The organism is uncultured Winogradskyella sp., from assembly GCF_947496485.1.
Lineage (GTDB): Bacteria > Bacteroidota > Bacteroidia > Flavobacteriales > Flavobacteriaceae > Winogradskyella.
Genome location: NZ_CANMCZ010000002.1, coordinates 384,740 through 408,058 on the forward strand (window position 1 = coordinate 384,740; position 23,319 = coordinate 408,058).

Consider the following 23,319-nt stretch of genomic DNA (forward strand, 5'->3'; position numbering starts at 1 on the left):
AGCTAAACTATGAGAATTATACCAGCCATTGATATTATAGAAGGAAAATGTGTTCGTTTAACAAAAGGCGATTACAATACCAAAAAAATATATAACGAAAATCCTCTTGAAGTCGCTAAAGAATTTGAGGCTTCAGGTATTGAATACTTACACCTTGTAGATTTAGACGGAGCTAAGGCCAAGCACATCGTCAATTATAAAGTTCTTGAACTTATTGCTTCAAAAACCAATTTAAAAATTGATTTTGGAGGCGGTTTAAAATCTAATGAAGATTTAAATATCGCCTTTAACTCTGGTGCTAGACAAATAACAGGAGGAAGTATTGCAGTTAACGATAGAACTATTTTTGAAGGATGGTTAGCTAAATACGGTCCACAAAAAATAATATTAGGTGCAGATAGCAATGAAGGTAAAATTGCAATAAACGGTTGGCAAGATAATAGCAAAGAAGAAGTTATTTCGTTCATAAAAGAGTATCAAAGGAAGCGTATTAAGTACGTGATTTGTACAGATATTTCAAAAGACGGAATGCTAGAAGGACCATCAATTCAGTTATATAAAAAGATCATTGAAGAATGCAGTAATAGCAGTGGAGCGCAGTCCATAAGTCTTATTGCATCTGGAGGAGTCTCTGGTATTAATGATTTGGATGAGTTAAAAGCCATTGGTTGTGAAGGAGTAATTATTGGCAAGGCTCTGTATGAGAATAGAATTAGTTTACAAGAATTAGAAAGATTTATATAGCATGCTTACAAAAAGAATCGTTCCCTGCTTAGATATTAAAAACGGTAGAACTGTAAAAGGAGTCAATTTTGTTGATCTTAGAGATGCAGGTGACCCAGTAGAATTAGCAAAACAGTATGCTGATTTAGGAGCAGATGAATTGGTGTTTTTGGATATTTCGGCAACACAAGAGAAGCGTAAAACCATGCACGATATGGTGCTAAAAGTTGCTGAGCAAGTGAATATTCCATTTACAGTAGGTGGTGGAATTTCTTCCATAGAAGATGTTGATGATTTGTTGCATTGTGGTGCTGATAAAGTCTCTATTAACTCATCTGCAGTAAAACGCCCAGAATTAATTAATGAACTTTCAGATAAATTCGGAAGCCAATGTGTTGTTGTTGCTATAGATGCAAAAGAGATAGAAGGTGAGTGGTTTGTGCATTTGGCAGGTGGTTCTATTCCAACAGAGATTAAACTATTTGATTGGGCTAAGGAAGTGGAACAGCGTGGAGCAGGCGAAATTTTATTCACATCAATGAACCATGATGGTACTAAAGCAGGTTTTGCAAATAAAGCTTTAGCCAAGTTATCTGATTTGGTCAATATTCCAATTATTGCTTCAGGTGGAGCTGGAACAATTCAACATTTTGTGGATACCTTTAAAGAAGGTAAAGCAGATGCAGCTTTGGCTGCAAGTGTGTTTCACTTCGGTGAAATACCAATTATAGAATTGAAAGAAGAATTGAGAAAAAATAATATAGAAGTACGATTATGAATGTAGATTTCAATAAAAATCAAGATGGTCTTGTGCCAGCTATTATTCAAGATGTAACTACCAATAAGGTCTTAATGTTGGGTTATATGAATAAGGGAGCACTTGACAAAACAATAGAATCAAAGTTAGTCACTTTTTTCAGTAGAACTAAACAACGCCTCTGGACAAAAGGTGAAGAGAGTGGCAATGTTCTTAATCTTGTAGATATTAAGCTAGATTGTGATAGTGATTCACTTTTAATTAAAGTCAACCCAGAAGGACCAACCTGCCACAAAGGTTCAGATACGTGTTGGAATGAAATGAATAGTCAATCTTATGGTTTTATTTCTCACCTTGAGGACACTATAACTTCAAGAATTGAATCTGCAGATTCTGAAAAATCTTATGTGGCCTCATTATTTGCAAAAGGAATCAATAAATTAGCTCAAAAAGTAGGAGAGGAAGCAGTAGAAGTTGTTATTGAAGCTAAAGACAATAATGACAAGTTGTTTTTAGAGGAAAGTGCGGATTTATTATTTCATTATCTGATGCTTTTACAAGCTAAAGGATATAAATTAGACGATGTGGTTTCTGTTTTAAAAAAACGAAACAATAAATAATTTGTAAGTCGTTTATCGATAAAATAAGGATTTGGACGTATAATAGCTTAAATAATTTTATATTGGACTTGTTAACCTAACTAACAACCAAAAATGAAATTTTTAAGACTACCCCTATTATTTATTTTCGTGTGCTTATCTTATTCTAATATACAAGCACAAGTTTCTACTAAATATTCAGAAAATTTAATTGATTATCAAGAAGTTAAAATTGATATTGATCGATTAAAAAGTAACTTGCAGAATGCCCGAATAAAAGGTACAGCTGCTCAAAACAAAAATTCTAATACTATTGTGGAACTACCAATTCCTAAAGGCGGAATGCAACAATTTAGAGTTGTAGAGTCTCCTATTCTTTCTCCGGAGCTATCAGCAGCACGTCCAGAGGTAAAAAGTTATATTGCTAAAGGTATTGATGATCCCACAGCAACGACTAGATTCAACATTACTTCCGCAGGATTTTATGGTGTGATTAAAAGTGTAGATGGTATCTCTATAATAGAAAAAATGGATAGAACAAGTCGTGATAATCAATATATAACATACTACGACCATAATATTATACAACATGCTGGTGAATTTGAATGTCAGTCAGAAGAAGAATCAGAATCACGTTCTTATACACCTACATATGGTCGTATTGACTCTTGTTTTCAAATTGGTGATAACTTACGTAGTTATGAGATGGTACTTACTTGTTCTGGTGAATTTTATGCATTAAATGGAGGAACTGACCCTTTGGTCGAGGCTGCTCTTTTAAATAGGATTACTCAAGTTAATACTGTTTATGAAACTGAAGTAGCAACTACTTTTTCTATTGTTGAATTTCTACTTAATAGTGACCCAGCTACAGATCCTTACAGTGATCCAACAAATACATTTAGCTCCATTACTGAAACAGAAAATTATATTAATGCTAATGTAAGTGTTAGTTCTTGGGATATTGGGCATGGTTTTCACGAAATCACTTGTGGTAGCGGTTGTGGATGGGCTGGCAGAGCTGGCTTAGGAGTAGTTTGTACTACAGCAAAGGCTAGAGGATATACCTATTTACCTAATGATATCCCAACTGCAATTACAGTATTACTCCATGAGTTTGGACATCAATTCAGTAACAGGCATACTAATTACGGATGTAATTCAAATAATGCTTGTAGCCGTTACGAACCAGGACAAGGATCTACTATTATGAGTACAGGTGCAGGTTGTGACGCTGGTGATGATTTTGCTAATCGGACGGATTATTTTAGTGTAGCGAGTTTACAATCAATGATAAATTTTATGGATGCAGGTTTGTTTGTTACTGGTACATCTTGTGGATCAGTAACTATAGGCGGATGGTCTGACTGTTCCACACTTATCCCAACAGGAAACAATATGCCAAGTTCGGATGCAAATGTTAATAGTATAAATGGCCTGGTTATTCCTCATAGTACACCTTTTTTACTAACTGGTTCTGGGTCTGATCCTGACGGAGTTAGTAGTCTTACTTACAATTGGGAACAATATGATACTGATTATGCTGGATCTGATGCGCCAGATGATACAGCAACAAGTACAACAGCACCGCTATTTAGAAGTTTTCCTCCTTCAACAAGTAATGAAAGAACAGTACCAATACTATCTTCAGTTTTAGCTGGAAATATAACTACAGGAACTGGTGAAGTCTTACCTAGTGTTGCTAGAAATCTAACATGGAGACTCACAGTAAGAGATAATGAAATTGGTGGAGGTGGAGTGGCCTGTGACCAAATATCTTTGACCGTTGGTGCAGATGGTCCGTTTAGGATTTCATCTCAAAATTCAACAACAGCTTGGATGGCAGGAGATACTGAAACTGTAACCTGGGATGTAGCAAATACAGATAATGCAATTTATACTTGTGCTAATGTTGATGTTTTGTATTCATCAGATGGTGGTAATACATTTTCTACAACTTTAGCTAGTGGAGTCCCAAATAATGGTTCTGTCAATATAACAGTTCCGGGTTTATCTACTACTACAGGGAGAATAAAAATTGTATGTACAGGTGGCTCAAATATATTTTTTGATATAAATGATGTTGATATTTTAGTGACTTCATCATGTAATGCTGTTGTTTCTACTATTACCAATAGTAATGCAGTTACTGAGACAGAAGGTGATAGTAGTCTTAATCTTAATTTAATGGCTGGTGTTCCTGTTAATTCTGTTTCTGGTGTGTTGGATGCTAGTGATGGCAATACCAATCTAACTGTCGAAAACAATGGAACAGATACATGTATTCCTTTAGGATTAACTCCAAAATTTGAGACTATTGAATTAGCATCTGCATCAAATTCTAATGTAACTTTTACTAGAACTCAGCAAGCTGATTATTTTAGTATGATAGGTTTATTTGAAGGGAGTTATAACACAGGTAGCGTTTGTGATAATTGGTTGAATTCTAATGGGAATTATGATGGTGGGTCCATCGTCTCTTTTAGCAGTAGTTTCGTTGAACCCTTAGCGATAGGCACCAAGTATGTTTTATTAACTTCTGGTTTTTATTCTACAACACCACCTGTTGGAAATTACGACATAAATTTTTCTGAGACATTATACAATGTTGGAGCATTAAATGTTACAGGATATTTATATACATATGTTATAGTTAATAACACCTCAGGAAATATCATTGCTTTTGATGAAGATTCAGATTTATCAAACCAGTCAAACTTTCCAAGTGGAAATTATTCAGTTTATGGATTGTCTTATTTAGCAGGTGAACCAATAGCTTCATATATTGGAGGTGCTTTTTCTAATTTTCAATCAGATCTTGTGAGTACTGCTTTTTGTGGAGCCTTAAGTTCTAATAGTGTTTTGGTTAATATCTTGCCAGGTACACCAACAACCTATACCTACAATAACAGTTGGTCACCGAGTAATCCTGAAGGTGTATCTTCTGCTAGCGATAATATCGTAGTTGAAGCTGGTATAGCAAATATTTCTATCAATACAAACTGTAATAATTTAACTGTAAACCCAGGAGCAGCTTTAACTATAGATGCTGGTGTTACCATTACTGCAACAGTAATAGAATTAAATTCTACATCACAACTATTTTCGAGCTTAATATCAGATGGTAGTATAGTAGGAACAGTTAATTATAATAGGTTTGTATCACAGGTTGGTCCTATAGGAACAAATGACTTAATATCTGCACCAATTTCTGGTCAACTGTTTCCGGCTTTTTCAACTTTGAATTTAAACTTACCCGCTTCAGGTTCAATAAGAGCATTTGCACCATATAATACAGCATCGGGAGCGTATCAGAATTACGATATAGTTGCAAATTTACTAACGACAATAAATCCTGGTATTGGTTATAGAACTGCCACAACCGACGGAAGTACGCTTACATTCACTGGCAATATTATAACAAGCGACGTATTAGATGTTCCAATTACAGATGCTGCAGCTGGCTCTGCCTGGAATCTTATAGGAAATCCTTACCCTTCATATATAGATTTTGAAACTTTTTTTAATCTTAATTCTAGTGAGTTTGCTACCGGAACTGCTTTTCAAGCTATTTATGGATACGACGGAAGTGCGAGTAATGGATGGACAGTGTGGAATTTAGCAACTATTGCTGATGGATCAGTAACAGAATTAATTGCACCAGGTCAAGGATTTTTTGTAAAGTCTAAAACAGGTGGAGGATTAGTGGACTTTACAACTTCTATGCGAAGAACTGGTTCTTCTGACGATTTTATTATGGGTAGAAACCCTATTAATAATGTTGCATTATGTAAACTTAACTTAAGTAGTTTAACAAATAATAGTTCAACACAAATATACTTTATAGAAGGTACAACTAGAGGTTTAGATGTTGGTTATGATGCAGGTAATTATACTGCAAGCACAACAGATTTTTTAATCTATTCTAACTTGGTAGAAGAGAATTCTGGTTTAGATATGGCTATTCAATCATTACCTTATGATGACTTTAATAATGTTGTTATTCCACTTGGTATTAATGCCGAATCTGGAGTAGTATTAACCATTACAATAGATGATATATCAACTCTACCATCCGATATCAATGTGTATCTAGAAGATAATGTTACAAATACATGGACATTATTAAATGATGGTGATTATACATTTTCTCCTTCAGTTGATTTAAGCGGAACTGGGCGTTTCTACATACATTATTCTTCTGTAACCTTATCTACTGAAAATATTCATTGGGATAATCTACAGATTTATAATACAACATCTCCAAAGGAAATCATTGTAAAAGGGCAATTGTCTGAGGATACTGAAGCAAGTTTGTATGATAATAGAGGGCGTTTAATATTAAAGAAAAAGTTAGAATTATCTAGCATCCGTAATACTATAGATGTTTCAAGTTTAGGTACAGGAGTTTATATTGTTAAGGTGTTTAGTGATAGTCAAACAAAAACTCAGAAGTTAGTTATTAAGTAACAAAACCTTTTGGAATCAATAAGAAATTGGCGTTCTTACTACCATGTTTGATAAGCGTTATTATTATCTCTTAAAAATTCAATATTTAGGCTATCGTTTTCATGGTTGGCAAAAACAACCAGATGTAAAAACGGTACATCTAATGATTGATCGTACATTAAAATTTATTCTTAAAGATATACGTTTTAAAACCTTAGGTGCAGGAAGAACAGATGCCATGGTTTCTGCTAATGAAGCGGCTTTAGAGTTGTTTGTTTATAATGAACCGATTACAGATTTTGAAGCATTTTTAGAACTTTTTAATCATAATCTACCACAAGATATTAGAGCTCTATCAATTATTGAAGTTGATAAAAATTTCAATATTATTCAAGATTCAAAGCTGAAGGAATATCATTATGTGTTTTCAGAAGGTCAAAAAAACCACCCATTTTGTGCTCCTATACTCACCACTATTCTCGAACCTTTGAATGTGGAATTAATGAAACAAGGAGCGAAATTATTTGAAGGGCATCATAATTTTAAAACCTATTGTTATCGTGCTACTGATAAAGGTGAATATTATCGCACAATTATATCCTCAGAAATTATTGATAACAATATATATACTGCGAATTTCTTTCCAGAACATTCCTACGTATTTAAAGTAGTGGGTAAGGGATTTATGCGTAATCAAATTCGCCTAATGTTTGGTAGCTTAATAAAATTAGGTAGAGGTGAAGTGACTATAGAATATATTAAGGGCACTTTAAAAAGTGACAGTATTGAAGTGATGGACTATATTGCTCCTGCTTCTGGATTAATATTGCATTCTATAAATTTTGAATAAAAAAAGGTACTAGTTTAATACTAATACCCTTTTTGAGATTGGTTGGTTAAATTATTATTAGCTTATCCAATTTTTAGCAATAGCGTTTTTTGCAAACCATATTAGAAATAGACAAACTACTATGACTAGTGCAGGCATAACCATTGCAGCACCTGTCATTTCAACATTCATAAATAAATAGATGTGTTGTACAATAGCACCTAGAGCTGATATTATAAATAATGGATGTGCCCATTTTTTTCTTATTAATAATGCTATACATCCTAAAGCACCACAAAAAACAGCTAAAGCAAAGGCAGCTGTGTACCACGCAGGATACTCGGCTAAAAATTCGGCTTGCTGTTCTTTTGGTAAAGCAGCAATCATTTCGTCAGTAGCAAAAGCTCTCCCGAGATAAGCCATTACACCAGCACCATTCCATAATAATGCTAATACACTAACAATCCAAAACCATATAGGCGGTTTGTTCATAGAAGTTGTCATAATAAAGTTGATTTAATTAGTTAGTTTTTAAACGCAATAATGCACTTTTTCATCAACAATTTATGAAAAAATATGAAAAACACTAATTTCAACAAGAAATTAGTTTATGTAAAAGAATGAATTTGGATTATCCTACAACGTGTAATTTAGGATTCTTGTCAACAAATTTTCCGTCAACAGATTCACCTAAAATGATAACTTCTTTTGAACGTTCGTACATTTTTATTGCACGATGCATCTGTAATTTAGTACCACTGTATAATTTTACGCCTGATTTTGAGCCTTTGTTTCTTATTTCGATATAATAACCGTCCTTGAGTTTTGTTGGTCTTGTTGCTGGTCTACCCATAAAAGTAAATGTCTGTTTTAAAAGTAGTGCATAATAGGAAAAAATCTAACAACTCACAAGTTTATTTTGACAATTCTAAATTAAGATTTTTATACTGTAAATCTCAATGCATAATTTGTAGATTTTCAATGCAGTTATCTAATTATTTCTTAAATATTAATCAATATTATTTTCTTTCCATATTTTTATAAAAACTTAAATATTATGAGTCTATCAATACCTAAAGAAACCCTTGCATTTTTCAAAAAACTAGAAAAAAATAATGACAGAGATTGGTTTAATGAGCATAAGCAAGACTTTAAGGCTATTGAGGTTAAGGTAAAAGCAGCCTATAATCATTTAGGCGAATTAATGAATACCCATGACCAAATCGAAAAGATTAAAATCTTTAGAATCTATAGAGATGTGCGTTTTTCAAAAAATAAATTACCATACAAAACGCATTTTGGCGGTTCATTTGCTCGTAAGAAACCAGAGTTAAGAGGTGGTTACTATTTGCATATTCAGGCTAATAATGAATCATTTATTGCCACTGGTTTTTGGGACCCTAACAAAGAAGACTTACTAAGAATTAGAAAAGAGTTTGAAATGGATGATAGCGAAATACGTGACATATTAGCAAATAAAAAATTCAAATCTACTTGGGGAAATTTTGTTGGTGATGAATTAAAAACTGCTCCAAAGGGGTTTGACAAAGAACATCCTGCAATAGATTTAATTCGCAAAAAACAATTCATTTTTACAAAAAAATATACAGATAAGGAAGTTTTGGCAGAAGGTTTCCTAGAAGAAGTTAATTCAGCATTTAAGACTGTCAGACCATATTTTGATTATATGAGCAGTGTATTGACTACCAATTTAAATGGGGAATCATTAATATAATAAAAGCCGAGTAATCTACTCGGCTTTTTATTTGTTCTAAGCTTTAGCTTAGATTTGACTCAGTCCTCCATCAACCTCTAATTCCACACCATTTATATAAGACGCATCTTCTGATGCTAAGAAAAGTGCTGTTTTAGCGACTTCTTCAGATGTGCCAAAGCGCCCTAATGGGACTTGCGCTGCAAAGCCTTTACCCATTTCCTTCACAACGTCTTGAGGTAAACCCATTTTACCATATAAAGGTGTTTCAATTGGACCAGGAGCTATAGAGTTTACTCTAATACCTCTAGACCTAACTTCAGATGTCAATACTCTTGAATATGCACGTAACGCACCTTTACTTGCTGAATAAACTGATAATCCCTCAAACCCTTTTTGATGAACTATAGAATTGGTAAATAATATTGAGCCACCATCATTAATATGAGGCAAAGCTTCTTTAGTAGTTAAAATTGGACCTTTAACATTAATATCAAAGATTTCGTTGTAATGTTCAACTGTTATATCTGTTGTAGGTGTAACTGGAGCAATACCTGCATTAAGAAATAGGATATCTATTTTCCCGTATTTATCTGTAGCAACTTTAATAAGTCGCTTATTGTCGTCATCAATGGATACATCTGCAACTACAGTTATAAAATCTCCTTCTAAATTTTTTGCGACTTCATCAAATGCTTCTTTGCGTCGTCCTGATAGTACTACTTTAGCCCCTTCTTTTAAATACAGTTTAGCTGTAGCTAAACCTATTCCACTGTTTGCACCTGTTATTACGGCTACTTTGTTTTTTAATTTACTCATCATACTTTGTTTTTATTTGAAACAATCGTTCCAAATTAGATTAAAAAAATTACTTTAAATTTTGCAAAGTCGTGTCAATAATACTTTGCAATTGTTTTTTGTCATTAATTAAAATACCAGTCATTCTAAAACCTTGTATTGAGGAAAACAAATACAATGCATAGTCATACGCACTTTGCTTACTATTAATACTTTGGTTATCTTGACCTTTATGTACTAAATCTTCAAAAAGAGAAAGTGTATTTGACTGATTGCTCATTAAAAAATGATTAATTGTAGAATCTTGATTGGCCATTTCAGATTTACAATTAGTTATGAGACAACCTTTATGATCTCTATCTTTAGTGATTTCAGTTAAATACAATTCAAAAATAGATTCAATAGCTTTTAAAGGACAGTCTGCTTTTAATAAAAGAGTCGTAGTTGCTTTTTGATATTTGTTTTGGTACACCTTTAAGCATTCTAAATAAAGGTTAAGTTTATTACCAAAAGAATTATAAATGCTTGAGCGGTTTAAATCCGTAGCATCTACCAAATCTTGCATAGATGTTGCATTATATCCTTTAGTATGGAATACATTACTTGCACTATCTAATACAAATTCTCTATTAAAAACTTCTGTTTTTGGCATTTTATTTGAAATGAACGTTTCAAAAATAATATAATTTTATATAACTCAATGTTAAATAAAATAAAAATTTTAAAACTGATAGAAAAACTAAACTGCTTTTAAGACTTCAGGTCTTACAAATAATTGAATATTACTAATCAATCGCTCTTTAACGATATTCATCATGCGCTTATTCAGTGCTGAAGAATTCTGAATGTACAACTCATATTCTTCAACTGTAAATTGACCGATAACCATACCTTTTAGAGAATTTCGGAATTTCATATCCTTCTGTATAACATTATCTATATAATCTAATTGTTTCTGAAGTGCTAAATCATAGAACACATTCTTACGCTTTTTAATATAATTATTAAATACAGCCACAAACAAATTGTTTTGCATTTTAATAATTGGTCGCAATGTTTTATTCTGAAATAATTCATCTGCAGTCATAGAATCATAAATTTTAGCAGAGGCAATTATTGGACGAATTGCAATCAGATCTTCTGTTCTAGAAGTCATATCGAAGTTATTAAAGGGATTAATTCTTCAACTAAAGTAAGTATTAAGCCATAGCAATTAAGTTGACTATAAATATGTTGTTAACGCTCTTATTAACAAAAAGACCGATTTATGACAAATCGGTCTTTTTTACTTCAAGATTTTAAATCTTAATCATTTAAGAAATCATCAAATGATTTCATTTCAATGTTCTTAAGCTTAGCTTTAGACTTCAATTTTTCAAATTCTTTTTTCGCTTTATTGAATCTTTTTTCTATAATCATTAAGTTTTCCATTTCATTGGGAGATGGTTTATCATAACTATAAGCAATTTTGCTAAAGATTTGCGCCATTAATTCCCGTAATTGCGGTTCTGCAGATCCTACATAATTATCTCCTGTTGTTATGACTAAGGTTTCTTTTAAAGCTTGTAGTTGTTCTTTTACCTTATTTTTTGTGTCACTGCTTTCCAAAATAGTATCAATCTGATATACGATGTAAGCCAATTCTTGGGTCATATTATATAAATTCATATTGACTTTTTGTTTAAGAGTTCTATCAGCTTCAGAAAGGCCTGCATTGGTATCGTAAACTAATTCAATATTGTGCTCGTATCTCTCTTTACCTTTTGTCAATACAACTTTATAAGTTCCTGCAGGAACTCTTGGTGAGACAGAACCACTAGTTGTTTTTCCTTTAGCAATTTTTGGTTGCTTAATTCTATAATTCCAATTGACTATGTTAATCCCTTTAGATTTACCTGGACTTAAGGTTGAAACCTTATTCCCATCCATATCTAGGATTTCCATAGTCATTTTACCAAAAGTATGACGTTTCTGCAGCAAATATTTAATCTGCGGAAGTCGTGATGGATTTCTACCAACAAACTGAGTTTCTGTTCCAAAACTACCAGCAAATCCGCTTTGATCTACCATTACTGTAGGTTTAGATTCAAAGAAATGTACTTTTTTTGTCATTATTTCCGGAGTAATTTCTCGCAAGGGAGAAATATCATCAATAATAATAACACCTCGTCCATGAGTTCCTAATACAAGATCATTTGTTCTTTTTTGTAGGTCTATAAAGTGTATAGCCACAGCAGGAACATTATTGGTGAACTTGCTCCAACTTTTACCACCATCAAGTGTAATATACAATCCGAATTCAGTGCCTAAAAACAAAAGATTAGGATTTACATAATCTTCTTGGATATTTCGAGCAAAGCTTTTTATTTCTGGTGTTGTAATGCTTGTCCAAGTTGCACCAAAATCACTTGTTTTATAAACATAAGGATTCATATCATTCATGGTATGCCCATCAAAAACAGCATAAGCAGTACCTTTATCATGGACACTTGCTTCAATATGATAAACCCAAGTATTTTTTGGTAATCCTGGAATATTTAGAGATGTGTTTTTCCATGTTGCACCACCATCTTGAGTTATTTGTATATTGCCATCATCGGTACCAACCCAAATGATATTTTCATCTAAGCTAGATTCTACTATAGTGAAAATTGTAGTGTGATTTTCTGCACCAGAATTGTCCATAGATAAACCGCCTGAATCTTCTTGCTGCTGTTTTGTTTGATCATTAGTTGTTAGGTCTGGAGATATAATTTCCCAAGTATTCCCCATGTCTTCAGATTTATGAAGGAATTGACTTCCCATATAAAAACGATCGGGTTGATGCTCGCTTGTTGCCATTGGAGCATTCCAATTAAAACGTAACTTAGCATGACCTTCTACTGGTAGAGGTTGAATAGTTTTTACTAATTCATTTTCTACATCATAACGCCACACATTTGCAGCACCTTGCATTTCAGAATAAATCACCTTTTTGGTTGGGTGCGGTAAAACTCTAAATCCATCACCACCACCAATAGAATTCCAGTCGCGAGCATTGATACCTCCAGTTGATCGAGATGGTCCATACCAAGAGCCATTATCTTGTAAGCCACCATAAACATTATAAGGCTCTTCGTTGTCTACACTGATATGATAGAATTGAGATAGCGGAAGATTTTCTACAATCTCCATTGTGGTGCCACCATTCCAAGATCTGTAAACACCTCCATCTGTACCTGCGTAGATTCTATCTGAATCATTAATATCAAATACAACATCATGAATATCACTGTGCATATTCCCTAAGGTTTTAAAGGTCTTACCACCATCTCTAGAAATAGAACCCGTTAAACCTCCTTTTATTATGACATCTTCGTTCTTTGGATCTACAACAATTCTTGAGAAATAAAATGGTCTAACAGTAAGACCAAAATCATTATTTAATTGTGTCCAATTAGCTCCAGCATCATCACTGCGATATAAACCTTTGCGTTCATCTTTTTCAGCTTCAATAACAGTATATAATACGTTTGAATTACTTGGTGCTACTGCAATAGCTAATCGTCCTAATTGACCTTCAGGAAACCCATTATGAATTTTATTCCACGTTTCACCACCATCTGTAGATTTATATAATGCACTTTTATCTCCACCAGACTCAAAAGACCATCCAGAGCGTCTGAATTCCCACATGGATGCATATAATATATTCGGGTCGTTTGGATCTATAGCTAAATCTGCACAGCCTGTACGTTGGTCGGTGTAAAGAATTTTATTCCACGTCGCACCTGCATCAGTTGTTTTGTAAACTCCACGTTCCTCACTATCTCCCCAAAGTGCTCCTAAAACAGCGACATATACTTCATTTGAGTTATTTGGATTTACTATGATATTTGCAATACGTTCAGATTTTTCAAAACCATACTTTTTCCAATTGGCACCACCATCTTCGGATTTGTACAGACCATCACCAATAGACACACTATTACGTGTCCAAGTTTCACCAGTACCAACCCATATAATATTGTCAGGACTGCTAGGATCTACTTCAACAGCACCAATAGACTGACAATAATCATCGAATATAGGATTAAAGGTTGTGCCAGCATCATTACTTTTCCAAACACCACCACCAGCAGTCCCAGCATATATAATTCTTGAGTTAGTTGGATGTGTTTCCATATCATTAATACGACCACTCATAAGTGCTGGTCCAATATGTCTTGCCGTGAGATCACCAAATATGGCATCACCATTAATTTTTGATTCTTGTGCTTGTATGTTAAATGCAGATAAGCATAAAAACAACACAAATAGAATTGCTGTTTTCTTCATTTTATAATTGAATTGGTTGGTTTATAGTTTATATAAAAAAATCCCCAATGTTAGTCATTGAGGATTTAAGTGTGTATTTAGTTTTTCTTATCTGTTATTGGTGTCTCTGTATCTTCAGGATATGCAAACTCTTTAGCATCAATCTCTGGATTTAATTCAATTTTATCTACTGATAAAGAGAAACCAGGTTGTCCTTTAAGGCCTTGAGTCATAGAATACGCAAAGTAAATTCCATCGACTTCTTGATAATCACTGAAAGTAGTTTCGGAAACTTTTCCTTTTGCTGGTCCTGATTTAATTTCGCTTTGTGTTGCTATTGGTACATAGTTTTCAGTATCGAAAAAATAATAAGTTACATTCTCTTCTGGTTTACTATCAACAATCATTGGTTTCTTAGTCAATTTTATTTTGAAAGTATTTGTACCAGCGATTTCTTCTTCTCCTAATAATTCAATAGTGAAGCCTTTTTCTTTATAATTTAAAAAAGGATCTGGAAAACTTGTAGATTCAAGTTTCATATTATCTGTAGTTTCTTGGTCGCTTTTTTCAGCTTTTTGAGTCATCATATTGGTATTCCATAGTACTTCACCATCAAAAACATTTTGCTTAACAGTCTGACCTTGAATATTTAGAATCACCATTCGCTGCCCTTCCTTTAATTGTATTATTTCTGCAGGAAACTCCATACCGCTTTGATTTATTTTTGCAGAAATCTTAACGCCTTCTAATTTGCTCCAGGCTTCTATGCCGCCAGTATTTTCAAAATATGTTGAAATAATTTCTTCTGCTGTTTGCGAATTTGAAGAGTAACTAAAGCTCACTAAAAGAGCTAAAAAAATTAATTTTAAAGTTTTCATTATTGTTTTTTTGTATGTTAAGTAAATTGTTTGATTAAGAATTATTCTTTTGGCATTTTAAAAATGGCTTCGTCAATTTCTGTATTGAATTCTACAGTTTCATAGATCATTTCTAATCCTGTCTGGCCATTAAATTTTTCAATTATAGTATGGGCTAAATATAGACCACCTACTTCTTGGTAGTCAGTCATGATGGTTTGTGCCGTAGCTCCTTTAGCAGGTCCTGATTTTACTACAGCTTCAGAAGCAATTGGGACATTGTTTTCTGTGTCGAAATAATAAATTTCGGTATTTTCTTCTTCTTTACCATCAACCATCATAGGTGTTTTGGTCAACTTGATTTTATTTACTTCTGTACCTTCCCATGTTGTTTTTTCTAAAAGCTCAACACTATAGCCTTTTTCCTTATAATTTAGGAAAATTTCTACATTGTCTTTAGCTTCATTTTTCATATTTAATGAAGTTTCAGAATCGAGCGCTTCTGCTTTTTGGGTTTGAAAGTTCATTCCCCACGCAGTTTCACCATCAAATGCTTGATACACCATTGATGTACCAGGAAGTTCAATAGTAATATTGGATCTTCCGTCATTCATAAAAGTGGCGACAAAAGGATAGTCTTGACCTCCTTGTTTACCAACACCAGTAATCTTTACCGATTCCACTTTGTTCCAAGCGTCTACGCCACCAATATTCTCAATATATGTGTCGATAATTTCTTCTGCAGTTTGTGCTGTTGTTGTCAGTGCTAAACAAAAAATGAATAACACACTTAATAATTTTAAAGTCTTCATGAGGTTATAATTTGTGGATTGATGTTTATAAGTACGTGAAGTTACAAAATTGTTACAAATTCTTTAGTATTAATTTCTGTATCAGAGGATTATTGTTTTGTAACTTTGATAAAAATTATACCTTATGAAATTCGGAAGTGTTGATGATCCAGGAAGTATAGATTTTACTTTACCACCAGACCATCCAGATACATTAAAAACATTACAAAAAAAGCCATCCGATAAAACCAATGTATTTGTAGGTTGTGCTAAATGGAATAAAGCCGATTTAAAGGGCTTTTACCCTAGAGGAACTAAGGATGAACTAGAATATTACTCTCGTCAGTTTAATTCTATTGAATTGAATGCTACGTTTTACAGAATCTTTCCTCCAGAACAATTTGCGAAGTGGTACGATAAAACACCTGATAATTTTAAGTTCTTTCCAAAACTGAATCAAGAAATTAGCCACTGGAAACGTTTGAATGAAGACATAAACCCAGTTGTAGATAATTACCTTAATAGTGCCATTAATTTAAAAGAGAAGCTTGGTTGTATATTTTTGCAAATGCATAGCAATTTTGCACCTAAGGATTTTGATCGTGTTGTAAACTTTGCTGAAAGTTGGCCTAAAGAAATTCCGTTAGCCATAGAATTTAGACATACAAATTGGTATAATGATAAAACTATTGCTGAGGATTTATATCAACTTTTAGAGGAAAACAACATTTCTAATGTCATTGTAGACAGTGCAGGTAGACGAGATATAATGCACATGCGATTAACTAATTCTAGAGCATTTATACGTTATGTTGGTGCCAATCACCAAAGCGATTATACCAGATTAGACGATTGGGTAGAACGTTTAAAAATTTGGAAAGACAATGGTATAGAAGAGATAGATTTCTTTGTGCATCAAAATATTGAAAAGGAATCGCCTTTGCTTTCTGCTTATTTAATAAAACAGTTGAATGCTGAATTGGGAACCGATTTGAAGATTCCTAATGAGGAATCTCAACAAAAACTATTGTAAGTTGTTATTAACTAATAGTTAGCGTTTATAAAGTGTTACCTAATAATGATGAATTTGATTCTGAAAATACGGATTTGGATAACGTTCTTAAAGAATAAAGATTCATTACCTGCAAAATCGAAACTCATTAATCCAAAAATGGAATACGAGGGAATGTCTGGTGCCTTTATTTGGGAAGACGAAGGGTTATGGGAGGTTAGGAATCATCATCTGACAGATGCCTTTAAATATGTAATTCATCATAGGATGAAATTAGTTGTAGGACCTAAAAAAGATTTTGGGGCTGTGCGGTCCAGCGCTTTTGACAAAGAAATTTTTGAAATGGCTAAAAAATATTTTCCTAACTGGATAGGGTTTGATGAATTGAGATGCTCATACAATCCTGAATTAGCTGACAGAATAATTAGGATTAAAAAAGTTGCTGATTGGAGGTTTCAAAAATTATTGAATAAATAATATCAGTAGAATTTGTAAAAGATCTTTTGGAAGATGCTCAATCTTTATTTCCTAAAGCCAGCTCATAAATCTCCAAATCAAAATACTTTACTGAGGCCAGTACATGATCAAAAATATCACCCATTATGTATTCATAATTCTGCCAACGTTGATCTTTACTAAAGGCATATATTTCCATAGGAATGCCTTGCGCAGTAGGTTCTAATTGTCGAACCATCAAAGTCATGTCTTTATTTATAGCAGAATGATTATCCATGTAAGTTTGTAGATACTTTCTAAATACACCAAAGTTGGTCAAATTCCGTCCATTAATCAAAGCAGATTTATCAATTTCGTGTTTTTGATTATGTGTCGCTATAATTTTTGAGGCATTAGTTAAGTACTGTGATACCAATTGAATGCTTTTTAATTTCTCTACATCAGTATCAGTTAAAAATTTAATTGTAGAAGTTTTTATAATTACAGAACGTTTAATACGTCGTCCACCAGAATCCATCATTCCTCTCCAGTTCTTAAAGGAATCAGAAATTAATGCATAAGTTGGAATTGTAGTAATCGTTTTATCCCAGTTTTGAACTTTTACTGTAGCTAAATTGATTTCAATAACATCACCATCAGCACCATACTTCTCAAAAGTTATCCAATCTCCAATACGCACCATATCGTTAATAGATACTTGTATACTAGCTACAAAACCTAAAATAGTATCTTTAAAAATAAGTAATATAACTGCTGAAGCAGCACCAAGTGTCGCTGCGAATTTTAAAAATGAAACACCAGTTACGATGGCAAAGATTGAGAATATACCCAGTAACCAAGCAAAAATCATAAAGACCTGTATATAGCTATCTATTGGTTTATCTTTATATCTTGGTAACGTTTTTAAATAGTCTTTAACGGAATTTAGAAGACTTCTTATGATTCTAAGCGTTAATAATATGGCTACGACCTTTAAGATTTTCTCAATTATGTCTTCGGTATATTCAAAATCTGAAAATACTTGTGGAACAAATTCAATAAGAATTATGAGTGGTATGATATGAGCAATATTTCTAGGTACTTTATTGGTGATTAAAATATCGTCAAAATTAGTTTTTGTACGCTTAGCAATACCAAATGAAAATCTCCACAAAATACGCTTTGTTATAAAATCTACAATAAAGGCAATGATTAGCAACGCCAATAAAAGACCTAGCATATTTAGATACTTTGCTGTATCTTCTGATAAGCCTTTTTCTATGAGAAAATCGTATATAAAATGTCTCATACTAAGCATTTGATTTATTTAAATATTTCTTGTCTATATAAAATGTCCCAAAGGGAATTATAGACGCTATCAAAACAATCCACAATGTTCTTGTAGACCAATTCATGTCTTTACTAATTATAACAGCCATAACCACATAAGCCATGAATAGTAAACCGTGCGGCATCCCTAATAATTTCACATATTGTGGGTCATTTGCAAAGTATTTTACAGGTGTAGCAATAAACAATAATAATATATATGAAACACCTTCTAATAAGGCAACAATTCTAAAAGTTGGTAACAATTTTGACATGTTATAAATTTTCTGCAAAAGTACTTTAGAATTACATAAAATAAGACCTTTTTAACAGCTTTTAATAAAATATTTAAATGTAAATTCTATTAATTATCTTTAAGGACTTTATTAAAATAATTTCAACCAATCATGAAAAACTTTCTAACTCTTGCACTTTGTTCTTTTATCGTTTTTTCTTGTGCTACGGCGCAATCGACAAGTAAAAGTAAAAAAACAGATAAAACTACTCAAGCTAAGACACCTACACCAAAAAAGAAACAAGGTAAAATTAAAGACTATGATAAAGTCATTACCAAAGAAGCCATTTCTGACGAAGGATTATTTGATGTGCATTTAGTAGGAGAGAAGTACTACTTTGAAATCCCTATGGAGTACCTAAATACAGATATGCTTTTGGTGAGTCGTTTCGCAAAATTACCATCAAATTTAGGTGGTGGTTACGTTAATGCTGGTACAAAAACTAATACAAGAATGATTAACTGGGAACGGTTCAAAAATAAAATTCTCATTAAAGAAAAATCATCAAGTGCAGTTGCTGCAGATAGTTTACCGATTAATGTTTCGGTTAAGGCGAATAATTATGAACCAACACTTTTTGCTTTCGATATTGAAGCATTTTCAAAAGATTCTTCTTCAGTGGTTATTGATGTGACTAGTTTCTATGGATCAGATGTTAAGTCAATTAGTGGTTTGGGTTCTAGATTACGAACTGCTTATAAAGTTAAAAACCTTGATAAATCAAGAAGTTTTATTAATTCAATAAAAAGCTTTCCTGAAAACATTGAAGTCATTCAAGACTTTACCTATAATGCATCAAAACCTCCAGTTAATACTGGTGATGAAACAATTAGTGTACAAATGAATCAATCTATGATTTTGCTACCTAAAGTACCAATGCAACCACGTTATTTTGACGATCGTGTTGGCTGGTTCACATTGAGTAAATACGACTATAGTAGTGAAGAATTAAAAGCAGACCAGAAAACCTATCTAAGACGTTGGAAACTAATTCCGAAAAATATAGAAGCTTATAAGAGAGGTGAATTGGTAGAACCAGTAAAACCAATTGTTTACTATCTAGATCCTGCAACACCAGAAAAGTTTAGACCTTACATGAAAGAAGGTATTGAGCTCTGGCAAAAAGCTTTTGAAGCTGCTGGTTTTAAGAATGCTATCATCGCAAAAGATCCTCCAACTAAAGAGGAAGACCCGGATTTTAGCCCAGAAGATATAAGATACTCAGTAGTACGTTATGTCGCAAGTACTACAAGAAATGCTACTGGACCAAGTGTTTCAGATCCTCGAAGTGGTGAAATTATAGAAAGTGATATCATTTGGTACCACAACCATTTACGCTCTTATAGAAATCGTTATATGTTAGAAACTGGAGCTGCAAATCCTTCAGCGAGAACATTGAACACTCCAGAAGACGAAATTGGCGAAATGATGAAAATGGTAATTGCACACGAGGTTGGGCATACTTTAGGGTTACCACACAATATGAGTGCGAGTTATGCATATGATGTAGAAAGTTACAGAGATGGAGCTTTCACTCAAAAAAATGGAATTGCAGCTACCATAATGGATTATGCACGCTATAATTATATTGCGCAATCTGGTGATACAAATATTCGTTTTGTTAGGCAATTAGGACCATATGATGACTATGCTATAAATTTTGGTTATCGTTATATACCAGATGCGAAATCTGCGGATGACGAAAAAGATATTTTGAATAACTGGATTAAAGAAAAAGCTGGAAATCCAATTTATAAATTTGGAAAGCAGAGAAGCCGTTTCGACCCAACATCACAAACAGAAGACATCGGAAATAATAGTATTAAAGCAAGTACTTATGGGTTGAAAAACTTAAAAATTGTAGCTAAGAATTTACCAAATTGGACGAGCGACAAAACTGATAATTACGATGATTTAAGTGAATTATATGGAGAATTACTTGGTGTGTGGAGTCGTTACGTTGGTCATGTGGTAACGCATGTTGGTGGAGTAGTAGAAGATACTAAAAACCCATCTCAAGATGGAGACGTATACAATGCTGTAGATAAGGCATATCAAAAATCAGCGATGCAGTGGCTGCATAAAAATGCATTTGAAACACCAACTTGGTTAATGGCCGATGATATTCTTAAAAATATAAGTTATGCGGGTTATACAGATAGAATCCGAAGTTTACAAAGTCGTCATCTCAATAATCTATTAAATTTTGAGCGTTTAGGGCGACTTATCGATCATAGTGCACTAGATGCTAGTAATTATTCGGCATTAGAAATGCTTAGAGATGTTCGTTTAGGAATTTGGTCAGAAACCAAAAGTGCTTCAAATGTTTCAGTTTTTAGACGTAACTTGCAACGTGTCTATTTAGACAGAATGGCCTATTTAATGACTGAAGATTTAGATCCGCAACGAAGTAGACAATATTTTAATGTTAATCAATCTGATGTCAGATCAATAGTTAGAGGTGAATTAAATCAACTACAGCGTACACTAAAAGCAGCTTCAAAAATGGCTTTAAATACAGAAACCAAATACCATTACAGAGATTGTTTAGAACGTATAAAGCAAGTTTTAGATCCAAAATAATATGAAGAGAATAATTTTATTAGCCTTACTTTTTAACCTTTCGGCTACAACATACTTAAGTGCTCAAAGCAAACAAGCTCAGAAAGAGCAGTTTCAAACTACATACAATTCTAAGAAATCATTGGTGCAAACACAAGTTTTTAGTTTTGTTGGCGAGGTAGTTTTTGATGGCAACACCAGAGAAAAATTAAATGAAGAAGATAATACAATAGTCATCAATAAATCTGAGATATCAGGACAAGTAATGGCATTACAATCTAATAATAAATCCATAGACGTTAATGATGGTAGTATAGAAAATTATAAAGCCATATTTAATGATGATGATCAAAAAATCTCAATACAATTCACAGTAATAACTAAAAATGTATCTTCAAATTTTTCTATCATAGTAAGACCAAATGGTAAAGCAGTATTAAGTGCTGCACAAAATGGACTGGAGAATGTAACTTGGATTGGTGAATTAACTGCTATTTAGAAGTTCTTTTAATGAGAAAGGAAGACTACAATATTCATATTATTGGCGCTGGTATCAGTGGTTTGATTGCGGCTAAAGTTTTAGAGCAAAATGGTTATAGTCCTATAATAGTCGAACAATCAGATAGTGTTGGTGGTCGAGTGAAGACAGACATTATAAAAGGCTATCAGTTAGACCATGGATTTCAAGTCCTATTAAATGCATATCCAAAAGCCATAGAGCATTTAGATTTTGGTCAATTAAATTTAAAACAGTTATCACCAGGAGCTGTTATTTTCTCTAAAGGTAAAGTTCAAACTATTGGAGATCCATTGAGAGATTTGGGTCTTTTATTCCCAACACTATTGGCGTCAGTTGGTTCGCTTGATGATAAGTTGAAAATTCTGAAGCTTAATAATGAACTGAAGAAAAAGTCAATTGATCAAATCTTTGAAACAGAATCGCTGAGCACATTAAAATACTTAAAATCTAAAAAATTTTCCGACAAAATTATTTCTAATTTTTTTAAGCCTTTTTTTTCAGGCATCTTTTTAGAGCCAGAATTGAGAACTTCAAGCAGGATGTTTGAATTTGTTTACAAGATGTTCGGAGAGGGGTTGGCAGTTTTACCAAAAAATGGTATTGCCGCTATTTCTAGTCAATTAAAGAATCAATTAACACAAACAGGGTTTCTTTTTAATAGAAAGGTAAGTCTTGTCAACGATGATTATATAGAATTTGAAAATGGTGAGAGGTTACAAACACATTTTACGATCATAGCGACTGATCCTAGTGCGTTTGTCCCAAACCTAAAAGACCAAAAGCAAACCTGGAAATCCTGTTATAACTTATATTTTGAAGTTGATAAACGTATAATAAACAAACCTATAATTGGTCTGATTGCAGATAATGATGCACTCATAAATAATATTTTTTATCATAATAGTATTGAAACTTCATCAAAAGGGGAGCATGAATTATTATCGGTGACTGTTGTAAAATCACATGAATTTTCTGAAAGTGAATTGGTAAAACGAGTTGAAGAAGAATTACAAACTTACTGCAAAATTAAAACACTAAACTTCATTAAGTGTTATCATATTACAAAAGCCTTACCAGACTTAGATCATATTCAATATGATATTTCACCCACAGAAACACAATTGAAACCAACTATTTATCTTGCAGGAGATTACCTGCTTAATGGCTCTCTTAATGCAGCGATGTTATCTGGTGAGCGTGCTGCACAAGGAATAATTATGAGTTTAGAAGATGGTTTAGTAGTAGAGAATTTAGCTTCTGAATACCTTTAAATTTTCAAAAGGGACATCTTTAGTTTAGGTTTTAAACGTAAATAAATTGTTGTGTTTAACACAGCAACAAATCGTTTAACC

Annotated in this window: 21 protein-coding genes; 11 read left to right on the forward strand and 10 right to left on the reverse strand. The window is 33.0% G+C overall.

Annotated features, from left to right (window positions below; genetic code table 11):
- Positions 1-9 precede the first annotated feature (9 nt).
- From hisA to Q0822_RS09590, 5 genes are all read left to right on the forward strand, one after another.
- Positions 10-744, forward strand: coding sequence for a 1-(5-phosphoribosyl)-5-[(5-phosphoribosylamino)methylideneamino]imidazole-4-carboxamide isomerase (gene hisA / locus Q0822_RS09570; protein WP_299122935.1), 735 nt, complete (start codon positions 10-12; stop codon positions 742-744).
- A gap of 1 nt (position 745) precedes the next feature.
- Positions 746-1,501, forward strand: coding sequence for an imidazole glycerol phosphate synthase subunit HisF (hisF, locus tag Q0822_RS09575; protein WP_299122938.1), 756 nt, complete (start codon positions 746-748; stop codon positions 1,499-1,501).
- The gene (gene hisIE / locus Q0822_RS09580) at positions 1,498-2,100 is read left to right on the forward strand and encodes a bifunctional phosphoribosyl-AMP cyclohydrolase/phosphoribosyl-ATP diphosphatase HisIE (protein WP_299122939.1); all 603 of its coding nucleotides are present in this window, start codon (positions 1,498-1,500) and stop codon (positions 2,098-2,100) included. The genes hisF and hisIE overlap by 4 nt, the downstream gene beginning before the upstream one ends.
- A 93-nt stretch (positions 2,101-2,193) precedes the next feature.
- Complete coding sequence (locus Q0822_RS09585) at positions 2,194-6,549, forward strand: zinc-dependent metalloprotease (protein WP_299122941.1); 4,356 nt, start codon at positions 2,194-2,196, stop codon at positions 6,547-6,549.
- Positions 6,550-6,592: 43 nt separating this feature from the next.
- Positions 6,593-7,378 carry a tRNA pseudouridine(38-40) synthase TruA gene (locus tag Q0822_RS09590; RefSeq protein ID WP_299122942.1) on the forward strand — a complete coding sequence of 262 codons (786 nt, stop codon included), beginning with the start codon at positions 6,593-6,595 and terminating at the stop codon, positions 7,376-7,378.
- Between the two features lie 57 nt (positions 7,379-7,435).
- On the opposite strand, the gene Q0822_RS09595 is transcribed toward Q0822_RS09590, so the two are convergent.
- Both Q0822_RS09595 and Q0822_RS09600 read right to left on the reverse strand, forming a co-directional pair.
- Positions 7,436-7,861: a hypothetical protein gene (locus Q0822_RS09595; RefSeq protein ID WP_299122944.1), complete on the reverse strand. Its 426-nt coding sequence runs from the start codon at positions 7,859-7,861 to the stop codon at positions 7,436-7,438.
- Positions 7,862-7,988: 127 nt separating this feature from the next.
- Positions 7,989-8,210, reverse strand: coding sequence for a hypothetical protein (locus Q0822_RS09600; protein ID WP_299122945.1), 222 nt, complete (start codon positions 8,208-8,210; stop codon positions 7,989-7,991).
- Between the two features lie 204 nt (positions 8,211-8,414).
- Here Q0822_RS09600 and Q0822_RS09605 point away from each other — a divergent pair, with 204 nt between their 5' ends.
- Positions 8,415-9,092, forward strand: coding sequence for a DUF2461 domain-containing protein (locus Q0822_RS09605; protein ID WP_299122946.1), 678 nt, complete (start codon positions 8,415-8,417; stop codon positions 9,090-9,092).
- A 48-nt stretch (positions 9,093-9,140) separates the two neighbouring features.
- Here the strand turns inward: Q0822_RS09605 and Q0822_RS09610 are convergent, their stop codons facing one another.
- The 6 genes from Q0822_RS09610 to Q0822_RS09635 form a co-directional block, all read right to left on the reverse strand.
- On the reverse strand, positions 9,141-9,890 hold the full coding sequence (locus tag Q0822_RS09610; RefSeq protein ID WP_299122948.1) for a glucose 1-dehydrogenase: 750 nt from the start codon (positions 9,888-9,890) through the stop codon (positions 9,141-9,143).
- Positions 9,891-9,939: 49 nt separating this feature from the next.
- Positions 9,940-10,521 carry a TetR/AcrR family transcriptional regulator gene (locus Q0822_RS09615; RefSeq protein ID WP_299122949.1) on the reverse strand — a complete coding sequence of 194 codons (582 nt, stop codon included), beginning with the start codon at positions 10,519-10,521 and terminating at the stop codon, positions 9,940-9,942.
- An 87-nt stretch (positions 10,522-10,608) separates the two neighbouring features.
- Positions 10,609-11,025 carry a glyoxalase gene (locus Q0822_RS09620; RefSeq protein WP_299122950.1) on the reverse strand — a complete coding sequence of 139 codons (417 nt, stop codon included), beginning with the start codon at positions 11,023-11,025 and terminating at the stop codon, positions 10,609-10,611.
- Positions 11,026-11,174: 149 nt separating this feature from the next.
- On the reverse strand, positions 11,175-14,186 hold the full coding sequence (locus tag Q0822_RS09625) for a hypothetical protein (protein ID WP_299122952.1): 3,012 nt from the start codon (positions 14,184-14,186) through the stop codon (positions 11,175-11,177).
- A gap of 77 nt (positions 14,187-14,263) precedes the next feature.
- On the reverse strand, positions 14,264-15,043 hold the full coding sequence (locus Q0822_RS09630) for an outer membrane lipoprotein-sorting protein (RefSeq protein ID WP_299122953.1): 780 nt from the start codon (positions 15,041-15,043) through the stop codon (positions 14,264-14,266).
- Between the two features lie 41 nt (positions 15,044-15,084).
- Complete coding sequence (locus tag Q0822_RS09635) at positions 15,085-15,834, reverse strand: outer membrane lipoprotein-sorting protein (protein WP_299122955.1); 750 nt, start codon at positions 15,832-15,834, stop codon at positions 15,085-15,087.
- A 124-nt stretch (positions 15,835-15,958) separates the two neighbouring features.
- Here Q0822_RS09635 and Q0822_RS09640 point away from each other — a divergent pair, with 124 nt between their 5' ends.
- A complete protein-coding gene (locus Q0822_RS09640; protein WP_299122956.1) occupies positions 15,959-16,846 on the forward strand; it encodes a DUF72 domain-containing protein in 888 nt (295 codons plus the stop codon).
- A 45-nt stretch (positions 16,847-16,891) separates the two neighbouring features.
- Positions 16,892-17,302, forward strand: coding sequence for a hypothetical protein (locus Q0822_RS09645; protein ID WP_299122958.1), 411 nt, complete (start codon positions 16,892-16,894; stop codon positions 17,300-17,302).
- A 37-nt stretch (positions 17,303-17,339) separates the two neighbouring features.
- On the opposite strand, the gene Q0822_RS09650 is transcribed toward Q0822_RS09645, so the two are convergent.
- Positions 17,340-18,578, reverse strand: a complete 1,239-nt coding sequence (locus tag Q0822_RS09650; protein ID WP_299122959.1) for a mechanosensitive ion channel domain-containing protein — start codon at positions 18,576-18,578, stop codon at positions 17,340-17,342.
- Positions 18,571-18,864 (reverse strand): DUF3817 domain-containing protein, encoded by a 294-nt coding sequence (locus tag Q0822_RS09655; protein ID WP_299122960.1) that lies wholly within the window; start codon positions 18,862-18,864, stop codon positions 18,571-18,573. The genes Q0822_RS09650 and Q0822_RS09655 overlap by 8 nt, the downstream gene beginning before the upstream one ends.
- 132 nt (positions 18,865-18,996) lie before the next feature.
- On the opposite strand from Q0822_RS09655, the gene Q0822_RS09660 reads away from it, so the two are divergent.
- From Q0822_RS09660 to Q0822_RS09670, 3 genes are read left to right on the forward strand one after another with little or no spacing between them, the layout of a single operon-like run.
- Positions 18,997-21,468, forward strand: coding sequence for a zinc-dependent metalloprotease (locus Q0822_RS09660; RefSeq protein WP_299122962.1), 2,472 nt, complete (start codon positions 18,997-18,999; stop codon positions 21,466-21,468).
- 1 nt (position 21,469) lies between these two features.
- Positions 21,470-21,946 (forward strand): DUF4251 domain-containing protein, encoded by a 477-nt coding sequence (locus tag Q0822_RS09665; RefSeq protein WP_299122963.1) that lies wholly within the window; start codon positions 21,470-21,472, stop codon positions 21,944-21,946.
- 11 nt (positions 21,947-21,957) lie between these two features.
- The gene (locus tag Q0822_RS09670; RefSeq protein ID WP_299122965.1) at positions 21,958-23,238 is read left to right on the forward strand and encodes an FAD-dependent oxidoreductase; all 1,281 of its coding nucleotides are present in this window, start codon (positions 21,958-21,960) and stop codon (positions 23,236-23,238) included.
- Positions 23,239-23,319 lie beyond the last annotated feature (81 nt).

Excerpts from the sequence above, each read along its gene's own strand:
- hisA (WP_299122935.1), top strand. The coding sequence starts at position 10 with ATGAGAATTATACCAGCCATTGATATTATAGAAGGAAAATGTGTTCGT.
- hisF (WP_299122938.1), top strand. The coding sequence starts at position 746 with ATGCTTACAAAAAGAATCGTTCCCTGCTTAGATATTAAAAACGGTAGA.
- hisIE (WP_299122939.1), top strand. The coding sequence starts at position 1,498 with ATGAATGTAGATTTCAATAAAAATCAAGATGGTCTTGTGCCAGCTATT.
- Q0822_RS09585 (WP_299122941.1), top strand. The coding sequence starts at position 2,194 with ATGAAATTTTTAAGACTACCCCTATTATTTATTTTCGTGTGCTTATCT.
- Q0822_RS09590 (WP_299122942.1), top strand. The coding sequence starts at position 6,593 with ATGTTTGATAAGCGTTATTATTATCTCTTAAAAATTCAATATTTAGGC.
- Q0822_RS09595 (WP_299122944.1), bottom strand. The coding sequence starts at position 7,861 with ATGACAACTTCTATGAACAAACCGCCTATATGGTTTTGGATTGTTAGT.
- Q0822_RS09600 (WP_299122945.1), bottom strand. The coding sequence starts at position 8,210 with ATGGGTAGACCAGCAACAAGACCAACAAAACTCAAGGACGGTTATTAT.
- Q0822_RS09605 (WP_299122946.1), top strand. The coding sequence starts at position 8,415 with ATGAGTCTATCAATACCTAAAGAAACCCTTGCATTTTTCAAAAAACTA.
- Q0822_RS09610 (WP_299122948.1), bottom strand. The coding sequence starts at position 9,890 with ATGAGTAAATTAAAAAACAAAGTAGCCGTAATAACAGGTGCAAACAGT.
- Q0822_RS09615 (WP_299122949.1), bottom strand. The coding sequence starts at position 10,521 with ATGCCAAAAACAGAAGTTTTTAATAGAGAATTTGTATTAGATAGTGCA.
- Q0822_RS09620 (WP_299122950.1), bottom strand. The coding sequence starts at position 11,025 with ATGACTTCTAGAACAGAAGATCTGATTGCAATTCGTCCAATAATTGCC.
- Q0822_RS09625 (WP_299122952.1), bottom strand. The coding sequence starts at position 14,186 with ATGAAGAAAACAGCAATTCTATTTGTGTTGTTTTTATGCTTATCTGCA.
- Q0822_RS09630 (WP_299122953.1), bottom strand. The coding sequence starts at position 15,043 with ATGAAAACTTTAAAATTAATTTTTTTAGCTCTTTTAGTGAGCTTTAGT.
- Q0822_RS09635 (WP_299122955.1), bottom strand. The coding sequence starts at position 15,834 with ATGAAGACTTTAAAATTATTAAGTGTGTTATTCATTTTTTGTTTAGCA.
- Q0822_RS09640 (WP_299122956.1), top strand. The coding sequence starts at position 15,959 with ATGAAATTCGGAAGTGTTGATGATCCAGGAAGTATAGATTTTACTTTA.
- Q0822_RS09645 (WP_299122958.1), top strand. The coding sequence starts at position 16,892 with ATGATGAATTTGATTCTGAAAATACGGATTTGGATAACGTTCTTAAAG.
- Q0822_RS09650 (WP_299122959.1), bottom strand. The coding sequence starts at position 18,578 with ATGCTTAGTATGAGACATTTTATATACGATTTTCTCATAGAAAAAGGC.
- Q0822_RS09655 (WP_299122960.1), bottom strand. The coding sequence starts at position 18,864 with ATGTCAAAATTGTTACCAACTTTTAGAATTGTTGCCTTATTAGAAGGT.
- Q0822_RS09660 (WP_299122962.1), top strand. The coding sequence starts at position 18,997 with ATGAAAAACTTTCTAACTCTTGCACTTTGTTCTTTTATCGTTTTTTCT.
- Q0822_RS09665 (WP_299122963.1), top strand. The coding sequence starts at position 21,470 with ATGAAGAGAATAATTTTATTAGCCTTACTTTTTAACCTTTCGGCTACA.
- Q0822_RS09670 (WP_299122965.1), top strand. The coding sequence starts at position 21,958 with ATGAGAAAGGAAGACTACAATATTCATATTATTGGCGCTGGTATCAGT.